The organism is Streptomyces sp. CWNU-52B (assembly GCF_047444975.1).
Taxonomy (GTDB): domain Bacteria; phylum Actinomycetota; class Actinomycetes; order Streptomycetales; family Streptomycetaceae; genus Streptomyces.
On sequence record NZ_JBLFJV010000024.1, the window covers coordinates 161,696 to 176,825 of the forward strand.

General features: G+C 71.0%; 15 protein-coding genes. 8 read left to right on the forward strand and 7 right to left on the reverse strand.

The window, feature by feature from the left end:
- Positions 1–1,230 (forward strand): MFS transporter, encoded by a 1,230-nt coding sequence (locus tag ACLVWQ_RS23935; protein WP_414111196.1) that lies wholly within the window; start codon positions 1–3, stop codon positions 1,228–1,230.
- 119 nt (positions 1,231–1,349) lie between these two features.
- On the opposite strand, the gene ACLVWQ_RS23940 is transcribed toward ACLVWQ_RS23935, so the two are convergent.
- Positions 1,350–3,104 (reverse strand): NAD+ synthase, encoded by a 1,755-nt coding sequence (locus tag ACLVWQ_RS23940; protein WP_414111197.1) that lies wholly within the window; start codon positions 3,102–3,104, stop codon positions 1,350–1,352.
- 162 nt (positions 3,105–3,266) lie between these two features.
- Between ACLVWQ_RS23940 and ACLVWQ_RS23945 the strand changes: the two genes are divergently transcribed.
- Together ACLVWQ_RS23945 and ACLVWQ_RS23950 are read left to right on the forward strand one after the other, a co-directional pair.
- Positions 3,267–3,962 carry a DUF998 domain-containing protein gene (locus ACLVWQ_RS23945; protein WP_414111198.1) on the forward strand — a complete coding sequence of 232 codons (696 nt, stop codon included), beginning with the start codon at positions 3,267–3,269 and terminating at the stop codon, positions 3,960–3,962.
- On the forward strand, positions 3,959–4,891 hold the full coding sequence (locus ACLVWQ_RS23950) for an alpha/beta fold hydrolase (protein ID WP_414111199.1): 933 nt from the start codon (positions 3,959–3,961) through the stop codon (positions 4,889–4,891). Before ACLVWQ_RS23945 ends, ACLVWQ_RS23950 begins: the two co-directional genes overlap by 4 nt.
- Before the next feature lie 6 nt (positions 4,892–4,897).
- Here ACLVWQ_RS23950 and ACLVWQ_RS23955 read toward each other — a convergent pair whose 3' ends face one another.
- The 3 genes from ACLVWQ_RS23955 to ACLVWQ_RS23965 form a co-directional block, all read right to left on the reverse strand.
- Positions 4,898–6,841: a protease pro-enzyme activation domain-containing protein gene (locus ACLVWQ_RS23955; protein WP_414111200.1), complete on the reverse strand. Its 1,944-nt coding sequence runs from the start codon at positions 6,839–6,841 to the stop codon at positions 4,898–4,900.
- Positions 6,842–7,045: 204 nt separating this feature from the next.
- A complete protein-coding gene (locus ACLVWQ_RS23960; protein WP_414111201.1) occupies positions 7,046–7,678 on the reverse strand; it encodes a DUF305 domain-containing protein in 633 nt (210 codons plus the stop codon).
- A complete protein-coding gene (locus tag ACLVWQ_RS23965) occupies positions 7,675–8,352 on the reverse strand; it encodes a DUF3105 domain-containing protein (protein ID WP_414111202.1) in 678 nt (225 codons plus the stop codon). The genes ACLVWQ_RS23960 and ACLVWQ_RS23965 overlap by 4 nt, the downstream gene beginning before the upstream one ends.
- A gap of 164 nt (positions 8,353–8,516) precedes the next feature.
- Here ACLVWQ_RS23965 and ACLVWQ_RS23970 point away from each other — a divergent pair, with 164 nt between their 5' ends.
- A complete protein-coding gene (locus tag ACLVWQ_RS23970; protein WP_414111203.1) occupies positions 8,517–8,948 on the forward strand; it encodes an RrF2 family transcriptional regulator in 432 nt (143 codons plus the stop codon).
- 108 nt (positions 8,949–9,056) lie between these two features.
- Here ACLVWQ_RS23970 and ACLVWQ_RS23975 read toward each other — a convergent pair whose 3' ends face one another.
- Positions 9,057–10,304: a globin domain-containing protein gene (locus ACLVWQ_RS23975; protein ID WP_414111204.1), complete on the reverse strand. Its 1,248-nt coding sequence runs from the start codon at positions 10,302–10,304 to the stop codon at positions 9,057–9,059.
- Between the two features lie 298 nt (positions 10,305–10,602).
- On the opposite strand from ACLVWQ_RS23975, the gene glnA reads away from it, so the two are divergent.
- The 3 genes from glnA to ACLVWQ_RS23990 all read left to right on the forward strand — a co-directional run bounded on the left by glnA (position 10,603) and on the right by ACLVWQ_RS23990 (position 13,027).
- Positions 10,603–11,964: a type I glutamate--ammonia ligase gene (glnA, locus tag ACLVWQ_RS23980; RefSeq protein WP_414111205.1), complete on the forward strand. Its 1,362-nt coding sequence runs from the start codon at positions 10,603–10,605 to the stop codon at positions 11,962–11,964.
- A 187-nt stretch (positions 11,965–12,151) separates the two neighbouring features.
- Positions 12,152–12,553 carry a peptidase inhibitor family I36 protein gene (locus ACLVWQ_RS23985; protein ID WP_414111206.1) on the forward strand — a complete coding sequence of 134 codons (402 nt, stop codon included), beginning with the start codon at positions 12,152–12,154 and terminating at the stop codon, positions 12,551–12,553.
- Between the two features lie 63 nt (positions 12,554–12,616).
- Positions 12,617–13,027 carry a peptidase inhibitor family I36 protein gene (locus ACLVWQ_RS23990; RefSeq protein ID WP_414111207.1) on the forward strand — a complete coding sequence of 137 codons (411 nt, stop codon included), beginning with the start codon at positions 12,617–12,619 and terminating at the stop codon, positions 13,025–13,027.
- A 10-nt stretch (positions 13,028–13,037) separates the two neighbouring features.
- On the opposite strand, the gene ACLVWQ_RS23995 is transcribed toward ACLVWQ_RS23990, so the two are convergent.
- Together ACLVWQ_RS23995 and ACLVWQ_RS24000 are read right to left on the reverse strand one after the other, a co-directional pair.
- The gene (locus ACLVWQ_RS23995) at positions 13,038–13,523 is read right to left on the reverse strand and encodes an SgcJ/EcaC family oxidoreductase (protein WP_414111208.1); all 486 of its coding nucleotides are present in this window, start codon (positions 13,521–13,523) and stop codon (positions 13,038–13,040) included.
- A 4-nt stretch (positions 13,524–13,527) separates the two neighbouring features.
- A complete protein-coding gene (locus ACLVWQ_RS24000; protein WP_414111209.1) occupies positions 13,528–14,493 on the reverse strand; it encodes a helix-turn-helix domain-containing protein in 966 nt (321 codons plus the stop codon).
- A gap of 101 nt (positions 14,494–14,594) precedes the next feature.
- On the opposite strand from ACLVWQ_RS24000, the gene ACLVWQ_RS24005 reads away from it, so the two are divergent.
- On the forward strand, positions 14,595–15,119 hold the full coding sequence (locus tag ACLVWQ_RS24005; RefSeq protein WP_414111210.1) for a hypothetical protein: 525 nt from the start codon (positions 14,595–14,597) through the stop codon (positions 15,117–15,119).
- Positions 15,120–15,130: the final 11 nt, after the last annotated feature.

A 15,130-nucleotide genomic window follows, 5' to 3' on the forward strand; every position in this document is an offset into this window, starting at 1 on the left:
ATGCCCCTGGCCCTGCTCGCCCTCGCCGTGGGCGCCTTCGGCATCGGCACCACCGAGTTCGTGATGATGGGTCTGCTGCCCGACGTCGCGGACGACCTGGGCATCTCGATCCCCACCGCGGGGCACCTCGTGTCGGCGTACGCGATCGGTGTCGTCGTCGGCGCCCCGCTGCTCGCCGCGGTGACCGCGCGGATGTCCCGCCGCAAGGTGCTGATCGGGCTGATGGTGCTGTTCGTCGCGGGCAACTCGCTCTCGGCGTTCGCCCCCGACTACCACTGGCTGGTCGCCGCCCGGTTCCTGAGCGGCCTGCCGCACGGCGCCTTCTTCGGTGTGGGCGCCGTCGTCGCCACCGGCCTCGTCGCCCCCGAACGCAAGGCCCGCGCCGTCTCCCTGATGTTCCTCGGCCTGACCGTCGCGAACATCGCGGGGGTGCCCGCCGCGACCCTGGTGGGCCAGAACCTCGGCTGGCGCGCCACGTTCCTGGGCGTCAGCGTGATCGGCCTGGCGGCCATCGCGTCCCTGGCGCTGGTGCTGCCCCGCGACCACGCGCACGGCTCCGCCGCCGGGCTGCGCGGCGAACTGGCGGCGCTCAGGTCGCTTCCGGTCTGGCTGGCCCTCGGCACGACCGTCGCGGGCTTCGGCGCGCTCTTCTCCGCGTACAGCTACATCACGCCGATGCTGACGGACTCCGCCGGGTACGCCGACTCCAGCGTGACCCTGCTGCTCGCGCTGTTCGGCGTGGGCGCGACGGCGGGCAACCTGCTCGGCGGCCGCCTGGCGGACCGCTCGATGCGCGGAACCCTCTTCGGCGGGCTGGTCTCGCTGGTGGCGGTCCTGGCCCTCTTCCCGGTCATGATGAGCACCGCGTGGAGCGCGCCGCTCGCCGTGGTGCTGCTCGGCGCGGCGGCGTTCACCACCAGCTCCCCGCTGCTGCTGATGGTCATGGAGAAGGCGTCCGCGGCCCCGTCCCTGGCCTCCTCCGCCAACCAGGCGGCCTTCAACCTGGCGAACGCGGGCGGCGCCTGGATCGGCGGCCTGACCCTGGCAGCGGGCTTCGGCACGACGTCCCCGGCCCTGGCGGGCGCGGCCCTGGCGGTCCTGGGCCTGGGCATGGCGACACTGGCGTACACGGTGGACCGCCGCAGGGCCACCCCCCGCCCCGGCCGCCTGGTGGCCACCCACGTCCCGCACCCCCACAGGGAACACAGCAAGACGAACGCGCCTCTTTAGGGGCGCGGGGAACTACGCGGCAAGCCCTCACCGGGCCCGCAGCGAACAGGCGCCGCCAGGCAGAAAAAAAGGGGGGCGCCCGGTGCAAAACCGGGCGCCCCTCCCACGTAACCGCACCGTCAACTGCCTTCACGCCACAAACTGGTGATGGGCAACCGCCGGTCCTTGCCGAACCCCTTCGCCGAGATCTTCGTACCCGGCGGATACTGCCGCCGCTTGTACTCAGCCGTATCGACCATACGAAGCGTCCTCGTCACCACCTCGGCATCGAACCCGGCAGCCACGATCGCGTCGGCCCCCGTGTCCCGGTCCACATACAGCTCAAGAATCGCGTCCAGCACGGGATAGTCCGGCAACGAGTCCGTGTCCACCTGTCCGGGCCGCAACTCGGCACTGGGCGGCTTGAGGATCGAGTTCTCCGGAATCGGCGGGGTCTGCCCCCGCTCGACCGCCGCCCGGTTGCGCCACTCGGCGAGCCGGAAGATCGACGTTTTGTAGACGTCCTTGATCGGCCCGTACGCGCCCACGGAGTCCCCGTACAGCGTCGAGTACCCCACCGCCAGCTCGGACTTGTTGCCCGGCGCCAGCACGATGTGTCCCTCCTCGTTGGAGAGGGCCATCAGCATGGTGCCGCGCAGCCGCGACTGGAGGTTCTCCTCGGCCAGACCGGTGAGCCCCAGCGACCCCATGTACGCGTCGAACATCGGCTCGATCGGTACGGTCCGGAAGTTGAGCCCGGTCCGCCGGGCCAGCTCGGCCGCGTCGCCCTTGGAGTGGTCCGAGGAGTACTTGGACGGCATGGACACGCAGTACACGTTCGCGGCGCCGAGTGCGTCGCAGGCGATCGCGGCGACGAGGGCGGAGTCGATACCGCCCGAGAGCCCGATCAGCACGGAGCGGAAACCGTTCTTCGCCACGTACGCCCGCAGCCCCACCACCAGCGCTGAGTACACCTCCTCGTCGTCGTCGAGCCGCTCGGCGTACCCGCCGGAGAGCTCCGCCTCGTAGGCGGGCAGCGGCTCCTCGGAGAGGACGAGGTGATCGATGCGCAGCCCGTCGTCCACGACACCGGACGGCGCCTCGGCGGCGGCCGCGGGCAGCTCCAGGTCGAGGACGACGCAGCCCTCGGAGAACTGGGGCGCCCGCGCGACGACCTCACCGTCCCGGTCGACGACGATCGAGTCCCCGTCGAAGACGAGCTCGTCCTGACCGCCGATCATGGCGAGATACGCGGTCGTGCAGCCGGCCTCCTGCGCGCGCTTGCGCACGAGGTCGAGCCGGCTGTCGTCCTTGTCGCGCTCGTACGGCGAGGCGTTGATCGAGATCAGCAGACCGGCCCCGGCGGACCGCGTCGCGGGCACCCGGCCGCCCTCCTGCCAGAGGTCCTCGCAGATGGCGAGCGCGACGTCGATGCCGTGCACCCGTACGACCGGCAGGGTGTCACCGGGTACGAAGTAGCGGAACTCGTCGAAGACGCCGTAGTTCGGCAGGTGGTGCTTGGCGAAGGTGAGGACCACCTCGCCGCGGTGCAGCACCGCGGCCGCGTTCCGCGGGGCGCCGGCCGGCTGGCCGTACCGGGGCTGGGCCTTCTCGGAACGGTCGAGGTAGCCGACGACGACCGGCAGCTCCCCGAACCCTTCGTCGGCGAGCCGGGCGGCGAGCGCGTGCAGCGCCGCGCGGGACGCCTCCACGAAGGACGACCGCAGGGCCAGGTCCTCGACGGGGTACCCGGTCAGCACCATCTCGGGGAACGCGACCAGATGCGCTCCCTGCTCGGCGGAGTGCCGGGTCCAGCGGACGATCGCCTCGGCGTTCCCGGCGAGATCGCCGACGGTCGAGTCGATCTGATTCAGAGCGAGGCGTAGTTGAGGCACGGGACCCAGTGTAATCGTCAAAGCGACGCAATGGGGCGGGGGCGCCCCTTTGAGGGCGAGGGGCTGTGCCGAAACGCGGCTCCGTCGCGTGGGCCGACAGGCCCCGCCGACCGGCGGCCGACGACATGCGCGCCCCACCCCGCACACCGACCATGGTGGTCGATGACAACACCCCGCACCCCCACAGCCACCGCCGCCCTCCTGGCCCTGGGCGCCCTCGCCTACTCCGCGTGGGCATGGGAGGCGGTCCTCACCACGGGCCTCCCCCCGGCCCACACCTACGTGAGTGAACTCGCCGCGGCCGACCAGCCGTACGGTGCCCTGTTCCGTACGACGGACCTGCTCGCGGGCGTGCTCGTGGCAGCAGCGGTCCTGTCCCCGCTCCGCCCGCCGCCCGCCGGAGGCAGAGCCGCGTGGGCCGGCCGGGCGGGACTCCTGCTCTTCGGCGCGGCCACCGCCGTGGACTCCCGCCTGCCCCTCGGCTGCACCCCCACCACGAATCCGGCGTGCGCCGCACAGGAGCGGGCGGGCACGCTGCCGTGGACCCACTCCGCGCACACCGTGAGCAGCACGGTCGCCCTGTGCGGCATCCTCGTCGCCATGGTGGTCCTCACCCGCACGGCCCGCTGGGGCCCGGCTCTCGTGGCGCTCGAACTGGCCGCCACGGTCTGGACGCTGGCCGCGATCGCCGCGCTGGAGAGCGGTCACGACGGCTGGGGTGTCGGCGTCGCCCAGCGCCTCCAGGTCGGCGTCATCGCGATCTGGCTAGGTGCCCAGGCCGTCTCCTCGGTGCGGGCCCGAGGCCCCGCCACCCGGGCGGCCGTACGCGCCCCCGCGCCGGACGCGGCCCGGCCATGACCTTCGTCCACCTCGCCGGAGTCCCGCACCACATCCAGGTGGACGGCACAGACGCGGACGGCACAGGCGCGGGCGGCACCGGCCCGGCCTGCCTGCTCAGCGCCGGCCTGGGCCTGTCCTGGTTCGACTGGGACCCCGTCGTGCCCCTCCTCGCCCCGCACCGCACGGTCGTCCGGTTCGACCGGCCGGGGCTCGGGCTCAGCGGGCACGCGCGCGCGTGGCCCACGCTCACCGGCGAGGCGGAGCGCATCGCCCGCGTGCTCGACGCGGCCGGTGCCGGCGCGCCGGTCACCGTGGTCGGCCACTCGCTCGCCGGTTTCCACTGCGAGGCCTTCGCCCGGCTCCACCCGGACCGGACGGCGGGGCTCGTCCTGGTCGACTCCAGTGTCGAGGAGCGGCCCCGCCCGCGCCGCGCCCCCGCCCTCCGGGACACCGCCACGCGCGCGTGCGGCACGCTGCTGGCGGGCGCGGGCCTGCCACGGGCACTGGGCCCACTCCTGCGCCGTACGGCGGTCGGAGCCGCACGCGGGCCCGAACCCGGGGCCGTGCACCACCGGGACGGCGGCTCAGCCCGTGACGACCGCGACCTCGTCCGGCGCGCCTACTCCACCAGCCGGGTCCTGCGCGCCGTACTCGCCGAGAACGCCCGCTACCGCGACCAGGCCGTCGAACTCGACGCCCTGCGGGAGCGGCGCCCGCTGGACGCGCCCGTCACCGTGCTGGCCGCGTACGCCGGTGGTCCGCGGCGGTGGCTCGACCGGCAGGAACGCCTGGCCGAGCGGCTCGGCGGCACATTTAGGATCTCCGCCCCCGCCGGTCACCTCGTCATGCTCGACCGCCCCGAGGACGTGGCGGACGCGGTCCTGGCGGTCACCCGGACGCGCCCGCCCCGCACCGACGAGGGCGAGGGACGGGCGTACCGGATGTGAGACGCCTCAGCGGCGGCGGTACGAGGTCACGTAGCCCGGTGCGGGCGAACCCACCCCGGTCACGTCGTCGTACCCCCGGACGGCCTTCAGGGAGCTGTCCTTGCCGAGGCTGCGGACCGAGGTCAGCAGACCCTCCGACGCGTCGAACGAGTTGACGAAGTCCACCCGCGCCACCGCGAGGTCGCGGCCCGTCGGGCGGTCCGTGACGTCGTGGTAGAGCTTCGTGCCGTACCGGTCGTAGATCGCCGGGTTGGCGAACCCGATCGGGTGGCCGCCGCGCGCCTGCTGGGCGAGCGCCTGGACACCCGCGACGACCGGCGAGGCGAGCGAGGTGCCGCCGATGCGGTACTCGTCGTACTTCTGCGACCCGTCGGGGAAGGTCTGCGACTGCCCGACCAGGAAACCGGTGTTGGGGTCGGCGATCGCGGCGATGTCGGGAACCGTCCGCATGGCCGTCCGGCCGTTCGCCTTCGCCAGCCGCGACGGCACGACACCCCGCTGGTAGAACGGCTGCCTCACCGTCGCGCTGGTACCGCCGCCCGCGCCCGAGGTGTACGCGCCCGGGAAGTCGGTCCAGCTCTTCCCGTCGTCCGACAGCCCGGCCCTGAGCGTGCCCCAGCCGGTCTCCCACTGGTACGTGTCACCCTTGCCGACGGCGAGCGAGGTACCGCCCACCGCCGTCACCCACGCCGAGTTGGCCGGGGTGTCGACCTGCTTCGTACCGGTGTTGGCGACCTCGTCGCCGTTGTCGCCGGACGAGAAGTAGAAGCCGATGCCCTCGATCGCGCCCAGCTGGAAGACCTGGTCGTAGGCGGCGGCGAGGTCCGGCGTCTGGTTGGCCTCGATGTCGCCCCACGAGTTGGAGACGATGTCGGCGAGGTGCCCGTCGACGATCTTGCCGAGCGAGTCGAGCAGATCGTCGTCGTAGCAGGACGAGGCGCCCACGTAGACGATGTCCGAGCCGGGCGCGACCGCGTGCACGGCCTCGACGTCGAGGGTCTCCTCGCCGTACCAGCCCGCCGCCCCGCACTCCTCGGTCCGCGTGTACCGGCCGGGCAGCACCTGCTGCAACTGCCCGCCGCGGTACGCCGCGTCACCGTGCTTCGCCGCGTAGGTGGCGGCGTCGGCCGCGATCGTCGGGGAGGCGTACGCGTCCGTGATCGCCACGGTCACGCCCTTGCCGGTCGCCCTGCCCGCCCCGTACGCGGCCCGCAACTGCTTGCCGGTGTACCCCTTCACGGCGTACGGGACCTTCGTGCCGTACGCGCTCGGCAGCGTCGTGGCCGTCTTCGAGCCGTAGTACGAGGAGAACGGCCCGGCGTTGTGGAACACGGCGTCCGGCGGCGGCAGCGTGTCGGAGTGGTCCGCCTTGTGCGGGGCGTTGTCCAGGCCGGTCACCGTGAGGACGGCGCCGTTCAGGGAGGCGGGCGCGGAGGCCGCCTTCGACGGCGCCCGGTAGGTCTTCTCGCCCTTGGCGTAGTTGTGCAGCTGGGTGCTGAACGCCTTCTCGGCGTCCGCCACTTCACCCGTCACGGAGACGTAGTGCGTGCTGGTGCCGGTGACGGTCAGCCCCGCCGACCTCAGCCAGGCGGTCACCTCCGCCACCTGGGCCCTGGTCGCGCCGAAGCGGGCCTGGGCCTGCCCCGCGCTGAGGTACTTCCCGTACGAGGCCGACGACGGGTCGGAGACGGCCTGGGCGTAGGCGCTCAGGCCCGCCGCGTCCCGTCCCGCGAGATAGACCCGGGCCGAGACCCGGGAGCCGTTCGCCGTGTCTCCCTTGTCCGCTCCGGCCGTGGCCCACAGGGGTTTGGTGCCCTGGAGGGTGTCACGGCCGGCCGGGCCGTCGGATGCGTGGGCCGCGGGTATGCCGAGGGCCAGCGCGCCGGCGAGCAGAGGCAGTGTCGCCGCCATGCTCACACCGGTGCGCACCGCGGCACGATTGGATCTCATGGAAAAACCCCCAAAAAGGATCATTGGTTGGGGGCCACTCTTGCTATGAACTGTTCATGCCAGGGGAATGGCCGGGGCATGGCTGGGCCAAGAAGCACCCAAGGAACCGTATACGCAAGGGTTTTGAGGCTCGATGACCCATATCGGCCGTCCTGTGCCGAGGTGTGATGCGCGTGCCCCGGACCTGGCGGGTCGGTCGGCGGGTCAGTGCAGAGGCTTCGCGCCGCGCTTCTCCAGCAGGTCCGACATCAGCCGCATCTCCGACTCCTGGGCCTGCACCATGCCCTGCGCGAGCCGGCGCTCCACCCCGACCTGGCACCGCTCCACACAGCCCTCGGCCATGTGCACGCCGCCCACGTGATGGGCGTACATGAGCTGCAGGAAGCGGATCTCGGCCGCCTTGCCGGTCAGTTCGCGCAGCGCGTCCATCTCGGTGTTGGTCGCCATGCCCGGCATGAGCGCGCCGTCCTCGCCGGAGCCCATGCCGGCCATGCCCATCCACTTCATGGGCGGGTCGGCGGACACCTTGGGCAGCTCCCACAGGTCGAGCCAGCCGATCATCATGCCGCGCTGGTTGGCCTGCGTCTGCGCGATGTCGTACGCGAGACGGCGCACCTCCTCGTCGTCGGTGAGGTCGCGCACGATGTACGACATCTCGACGGCCTGCTGGTGGTGCACGGACATGTCACGGGCGAAGCCGGCGTCCGCCGAACCGGCGGCGGGAGGCTTCATCCCGGAGTCGTCGCCGTCGGCGACCGCGTAGGTGATCGCCCCGGCCGCGACGAGGACGGCCGCGGCGGCACCGGCGATCCAGCCGGCGGACTTCGACCTCCTCACTGGGAGAGGCCGTTGGTGCAGGCGGCGCCCGGCTCGGGCGTCTGCTTGCCCTGGACGTAGGTCTCGAAGAACGTGGCGACGTCCGGGTCGCTCGCGCCCGTCACGGTCCGCTGGTGGCCCCACGCGGAGAGCATGACCGGGGCCTCCTGGTCCTCGACGGGGCTCATCAGCGAGTACGGCGTCTTCTTGACCCGCTCGGCGAGCGCCTTCACGTCGGCGTCCGACGCCTTGCCGGTGTACGTCACCCAGACCGCGCCGTGCTCCAGCGAGTGCACGGCGTTCTCATTGGCGATGGCCTTGTCGTAGACGTCGCCGTTGCAGTTCATCCAGACCTGGTTGTGGTCACCGCCGACCGGGGGCTCCATCGGGTACTTCACGTCCTTGGTGACGTGGTTCTGCGTGAGCTTGGTGTTCCACTCCCGCACGCCGTCCTTGCCGGTGACGAACTTCCCGGACCCCGACTTGGAGTCGCTCGCCGAGCTGTCCTTGTCGTCGGAGGAGTCGGACTGCGAGCTGATCACGAAGGCGCCGCCGGCGACGAGACCGGCGACGACGATCACGCTCGCGGCGATCGTGAGGAACCGGTTGCGGCGCTCACGGGACTGCTCGGCGCGTCGCATCTGCTCTATCCGCGCTTTGCGTGACGTGGTGTCTGTCTTCTTGGCGGAACCCATGGGGTGGTCCTTCTGGGGGAAAGGGGCAGCGGAGTGGTCAGCTGATCGTAGTGGGGGAGGAGGGGATGTATACGGGGAGCCCGCGGGAATGGCCGAACGGGCGGGAGTCCGCCGGTCTCGGACAATAAGTTGAACCGTGGATGCGCATTATCTACGCTGCCGGTATGCGGCTGTTGCGATCGACCGACCTGGCACTGCGCGTCCTGATGCGACTCGCGGTCGCCGACGGGGTGACACCCACGACCCGGCAGGTCGCGGCCGGTGTGGAGGTGCCGTACACGCATGCCGCGAAGGTGGTCGCCGAGCTTCAGCACCTCGGGCTCCTGGACGCCCGCCGCGGCCGAGGCGGCGGGCTGACCCTCACAGAGAAGGGGCGTACGGCCTCGGTCGGCGCGCTCGTGCGGGTCTTCGAGGGGGAGGGTGACGTCGTCGACTGCGAGGGGGCCGCGCCCTGCCCGCTGCACACGGGGTGCCGGCTGCGGGTCGCCCTGCGGCGGGCCCAGGAGGCCTTCTACGCGTCCCTGGACCCACTGACGATCACGGACATGGTGAGCGCCCCGACGGGCCCACTGCTACTGGGCATCACCATGAGGTAGGGGTTGCGCCCCTGGGTGTCCAGGGGCGCGGGGAACTGCGCGGCCGCCCCCCCCGCCGGCCCGCAGCCGCAGTGCGACCCCGCGCCTTCGGTTGGCCGCGCCGCCCCGTCAGCCCGCCGGCTGCGCCAGCCACAGGTCGGGCCCGAAGACCTCGTAGTGGACGTCGGCGGGGGCGACCCCCTTGTCGATCAGACTGCCGCGTACCGCCCGCATGAAGGGCAGCGGCCCGCACAGATACGCCCGCGTACCCGACGCGACCACCAGCGACGAGAGATCGACCAGACCCGTCCGGTCGGCAGGATGCCCCGGCTCCGGCCGCTCGTACCAGAAGTGCGCCCGCGCGTCGGCGAGCTTCTCCACATAGGCCTCGTGCTCGTCCCGCAGGGCGTGCTCGGCCGGGGACCGGTCCGCGTGCACCACGGTCACCGGAGCGCGGTGTCCGGTGGCCACGAGCTGCTCCAGCATGGCGATCATCGGCGTCACCCCGATACCGGCGGAGGCGAGGAGCACCGGCGTCCGGGGTCCGGCGTCGAGCACGAGATCCCCGTACGGGGCGGACAGTTCGAGTGTGCTGCCGACCTGCACGCGCGCGTGCAGGTGGTTGGAGACCTCCCCGTCGGGCGCCGCGCCGCCGTGCACCCGCTTCACACCGATCCGGCGTACGGCGGAGCCGGGCGCGCCGATGAGGCTGTACTGGCGTGACTGGCGGGCCCCGTCCGGCAGCTCGACGCGGACGGAGACGTACTGGCCGGGCCGGAAGGCGGGGGCGGGGGCGCCGTCGGCCGGGCGTATCAGGAAGGTGGCCACGTCGGCGGTCTCCTCGACGCGTTCGACGACCTCCCAGACGCGCCGGCCGCCCGCGGCGCCCGTGCCGCCCGCGGCGTTCGCGCCGCCCGTGCCGTCGGCCCCGCTCGCCGTCGCCGCGTACAGCCGCTTCTCGATGGCGATGAGGGCGTTCGCCATCAGCCAGTACACCTCGGTCCAGGCCCTGGCCACCTCCGGGGTGATCGCCTCGCCGAGCACGTCGGCGACGGCGGCGAAGAGGTGCTCGTGGACGACGGGGTACTGCTCGGGGGTGATGCCCAGGGAGGCGTGCTTGTGGGCGATGCGGTGCAGCATCGTGTCGGGCCGCTCGTCGGGGTGCTCGACGAGCCGGCCGGCGAAGGCGGCGAAGGCGCCCGCCAGGGCCTGGCGCTGGGTGCCGGAGGCCTGGTTGCCCCGGTTGAAGAGGTCGCGCAGCAGCTCGGGGTGGGCCGTGAAGAGCCGCGCGTAGAAGCGGTCGCTGATCTCTCCCAGGGCCCCGCCGACGGCGGGAAGGGTGGCGCGGACGGTGGCGGCGGACTGCTCGGACAGCATCGGGGCTCCTCGGCTCGACTGCCAGTACGGTATTAAAAGTTGCATCTGAGATGCAACTTTAAACGACGGGGCAGAGACGGCGGGAGCCGGGCATTACATGCACGGCGCTCAGCAGGCAAGATGGGCGGCAGAGCAGCAGTACATCTGCCGTACGTGAGGCGTTCGGACGGAGGTCGGCCGGGCGATCAAGGTCCGCAACGCGCATGAAATGCTGTTGTGGTGTGATGCGCAGGTGCCCGACCGCCTTCCTGGGACGGGAGCAGGCGGCCTGACCAGCAAGATTGGGTGGAAGCGGAAGATGGACAAGCAGCAGGAGTTCGTGCTCCGTACGTTGGAAGAGCGCGACATCCGGTTCGTACGCCTGTGGTTCACGGACGTGCTGGGCTTCCTCAAGTCCGTGGCCGTGGCCCCGGCGGAGCTGGAGCAGGCCTTCGACGAGGGCATCGGCTTCGACGGGTCGGCCATCGAGGGCTTCGCCCGCGTCTACGAGTCCGACATGATCGCCAAGCCGGACCCGTCGACCTTCCAGGTCCTGCCGTGGCGCGCGGAGGCGCCCGGCACCGCCCGGATGTTCTGCGACATCCTGATGCCGGACGGCTCACCGTCCTTCGCGGACCCGCGGTACGTGCTGAAGCGGGCCCTGGCCAAGGCCTCCGACCTGGGCTTCACCTTCTACACGCACCCGGAGATCGAGTTCTTCCTGCTGAAGGACAAGCCGGTCGACGGCTCGCGCCCGACCCCGGCGGACAACTCCGGCTACTTCGACCACACCCCGCACAACGTCGGCATGGACTTCCGCCGCCAGGCGATCACGATGCTGGAGTCGATGGGCATCTCGGTCGAGTTCTCGCACCACGAGGGCGCGCCGGGCCAGCAGGAGATCGACCTCCGGTACGCGGACGCGCTCTCCACGGCGGACAACATCATGACGTTCCGGCTGGTCATGAAGCAGGTGGCGCTGGAGCAGGGCGTCCAGGCGACGTTCATGCCGAAGCCGTTCAGCGAGCACCCGGGTTCGGGGATGCACACGCACCTCTCGCTCTTCGAGGGCGACCGCAACGCGTTCTACGAGTCGGGCTCCGAGTACCAGCTCTCCAAGGTGGGCCGCTCCTTCATCGCGGGCCTGCTGAAGCACTCGGCGGAGATCGCCGCGATCACCAACCAGTGGGTCAACTCGTACAAGCGCATCTGGGGCGGCTCCGAGCGCACCGCGGGCGCGGGCGGCGAGGCCCCCTCGTACATCTGCTGGGGGCACAACAACCGCTCGGCCCTGGTCCGCGTGCCGATGTACAAGCCCGGCAAGACGGGCTCGGCGCGGGTGGAGGTCCGCTCCCTCGACTCGGGCGCGAACCCGTACCTGTCGTACGCGGTCCTGCTGGCGGCCGGCCTCAAGGGCATCGAGGAGGGCTACGAGCTGCCGCCGGGCGCCGACGACGACGTCTGGGCCCTCTCGGACGCCGAGCGCCGCGCGATGGGCATCGAGCCCCTGCCCCAGAACCTGGGCGAGTCCCTCACCCTGATGGAACGCAGCGAACTGGTCGCCGAGACACTGGGCGAGCACGTCTTCGACTTCTTCCTGCGCAACAAGCGCCAGGAGTGGGAGGAGTACCGCAGCGAGGTCACGGCCTTCGAGCTGCGGAAGAACCTGCCGGTGCTGTAAGGGGCAGCCACCGGAGCAGGGATGTTCAGCTGCTTCGACACTCGGGGCCGACGGGCGTGGACCGTCGGCCCCGAGTGCTGTCTGTGACTGGCACCCATGTTCTATGTGGAATGCGGAAGCCGAACTTAGCCTGCGTGCAGAGTAATTCTCCCTTGTTCCCCCTTCTCGACGAAGCGGAGTCAGAGCGATGAGAACGCGTGCGCTGACAGGAATTTCGGCTGCGGTTCTGGCCGTCGGCGGTCTGCTGGTTTCAGGAACTCCTGCGGCGGCTGCCGAATCCGACTGCGGGGCAGGACGGATCTGCCTCTTCAAGGACTACGACTACAACGGCAGGATTCTGGAGATCACCGCGATCGGAACGCGCGTCGACAACCTGAAGGGCTGGGACTTCAACGACGCGACGTCGTCGGTGGTCAACAACTCGTCCGTCACGGTGAGGCTGTACCAGGACCTCAACCAGGGCGGTAAGTACGTCGTGGTGGCGCCGGGCCAGCGGATCGCGAATCTGAGCAGCGTGCCGATCTACAACGCCGACGGGTCGTATTTCGGCGTGAACACCTTCAACGACCGGACGTCCTCCACCTGGTAGGGCCGGCGGCAGCTTCAGGCCCCTTGTTCTGTTTGTGCCTACCCGCCAACCGGAAGGTTTCTCGTGCGGTTTCGTATTCTCTCCGCCGCGTCCGTCGCATCAGCCGTGACTCTGGCGGTCGGCGCCGCGCTGATCGCGGCGCCCTCGGCGAGCGCGGCGGAATCCGACTGCCCCTCGGGTCAGATCTGCCTGTTCAAGGACTACAACTACGGCGGGTCGATGCTGTGGATCTCCCGCTTCGGAACATCCGACTCCGACCTCAAGAGGGAGGGGTTCAACGACGTCGCGTCCTCGGTCGTCAACAACGCGTCGTGGAGCGTCAGGCTGTATCAGGACGTCTACTTCGGCGGTAAGTACATCGACGTGGCGCCGGGTCAGCGGATCGCGAATCTGAGCAGCGTGCCGATCTACAACGCCGACGGGTCGTATTTCGGCGTCAACACCTTCAACGACCGGATCTCCTCGACGCAATGACGTTTCGCCGTCAGCCCTTTTCCGGGGCCCCGGCGGCCAGGGACTCCAGTACCGCCATGCTTTCCATGGAGAGCAGACGCGCGTTCTCCAGAGCGACGACCACCCAGCGGTCGTCGCGCCACTCCGTGACGAAGAGCTGCATGGAGACGCGCGTCGGCGGTGGCTGCTCCTCGCCCGGCATGAGCATGCTGACGCGACCGTGGACCACGCCGACGCCCCCGCCGACGATCCGGGCGAACGGCACCTCGCCCCGCACCAGCCGGGAACCCTTCAGCACCGTCCCGAAGAGCTCCGCCTGCACCGCGACCATCTCCGCGCGGCTGCGGTAGATGGTTCCCTCCAGCTCCACGAACAGGGCGTCCTCGGCGAAGTCGGCGAAGAAACCGGCGGCGTCCCCCCGGTTCCAGGCCTCGTACATCCGGCCCGGAATGGCACTCATCGCCTCGACCGACTGTTCCGTCGGCTGTTCCGTCGGCTGTCCCATCGACTGCTCCATGTGATCACCTTTCTGTGCTGTACGCGCCTCCATCCTTGTCGCGCCCGCGGGCGGGCGCCTTGACTGTCCGTGCACGGTTGTTGGACGTCAGCGCGGCCGCGTTGTAGCCGAACGTCGCCTTGAAGAGCCTGCTGAAATGCGCCGGATCGGCGAATCCCCAGCGCGTGGCGACAGCCGAGACCGTCCGGTCGCTCCGCGCCAGGTCGGCGCGGCACCGCTCCAGGCGGCGCCGGCGGATGAGGGCCGCGACGGTCAGGGGCTGGTCCTCGAAGAGCCGGTGGAGCCGGCGTACCGCGATGTGGTGTGCCGCGGCGATCCGGGCCGGAGTGAGGTCCCGGTCGGACAGCCGCGCCTCGATGTAGCCGAGTACGCGGTCGCGCAGCACCTCGTCGGGGTCCGGGTGCGCGTCGCCCAGCTGGGCCTCCAGCGCCACCGACACCAGCTCGATCACCGCGGCCGCCGACCGGTCCGCCTCCCTGGTGCGGAACCCCGTCAGCGACCGGGCCATGTCCCGCGCGAGCGAGGACACCAGGGCCGCGGGGCCCCGGTCGCCCCTGATGCGTACGCCGGCCAGGCGGGCGGCGTCACCGGGGCGCAGCCGCAGCTCGCGCCGGGGCACCAGCATGGTCACGTGCGTGCAGTCGGTGCTGGCGAACCGCACGGGCCGCGCCGGGTCGATGAGCACGAGGTCGGTCGGCCCGAGCTCGGCGGTGCCACGGCCCTGCTCGACACGCGCGTGCCCCCGCGTCATCAGGTCGATCTGCCACAGCTCCGCGTCGTCGGCGCGGGCACAACGCGCGTCCCGGAAGCACTCGCCCTCAGGCGTGGTCAGCTCGATCAGCTTGAGGGACCCGAGGTCGCGCGCCAGGACACTGGCCCGGAACTCCCCACTGTCGTGCCGCCCACTGAGCACAGGCGGCAACCCACTGGCCGCGAGCGACTCCTGGAAGTTCTCGATGTCGGTGAACACGCACTTCACGGTAGCGTCGCCCGGCGGCCGTTCCGCCACGGTCGTGGCGAGCGGGTGCCCCTGCCGGACGGCGGCCGGTGTCGATCGGAACTCACTCGGGGGTGGCTGTGGATGTGCTCGGGACGTCCATAACCGGTCTGGTCGCGTTGGTCGGAGTGGCGCTCGGCGGGTGGCTCTCCCTGCGGAACCAGGACCGGATGTGGAAACGCGACCACGAACGTCACTGGCGGGACATCCGGCTGCGGACCTATGACGACTTCATGCGTTCCCTGCGGAGTTACGTCGCCTTCGTGGTCGAAGGCGACACGCGGATCGATGCGGCTCCGCACCCGACGATCCCCGGTGAGCAGATGCCGCTCTTCGACAGCGCGGGGCGGCCCTACAAGGAGAGCCTTGAGGCGGCGCTGATGGCGGTCCGGCTGGTGTCCTCGCGTCTTGAGACGGTTCGCGCGTGCATCGGGACGGTCGCGGCGGCGCGAGAGGTGGCGGCCGCTCGGGCCACGCTTCCCGCGGGGAGCGTTCCGTCGAATCTGTTCGAGGCCCTCTGGGCGGCGGAACACGAATTCCTCAACGCCGCACGGATCGAAGTCGACCTTCCGGCGCTACCCGACATGCGGCGCAGGTGACAGGAACCTGC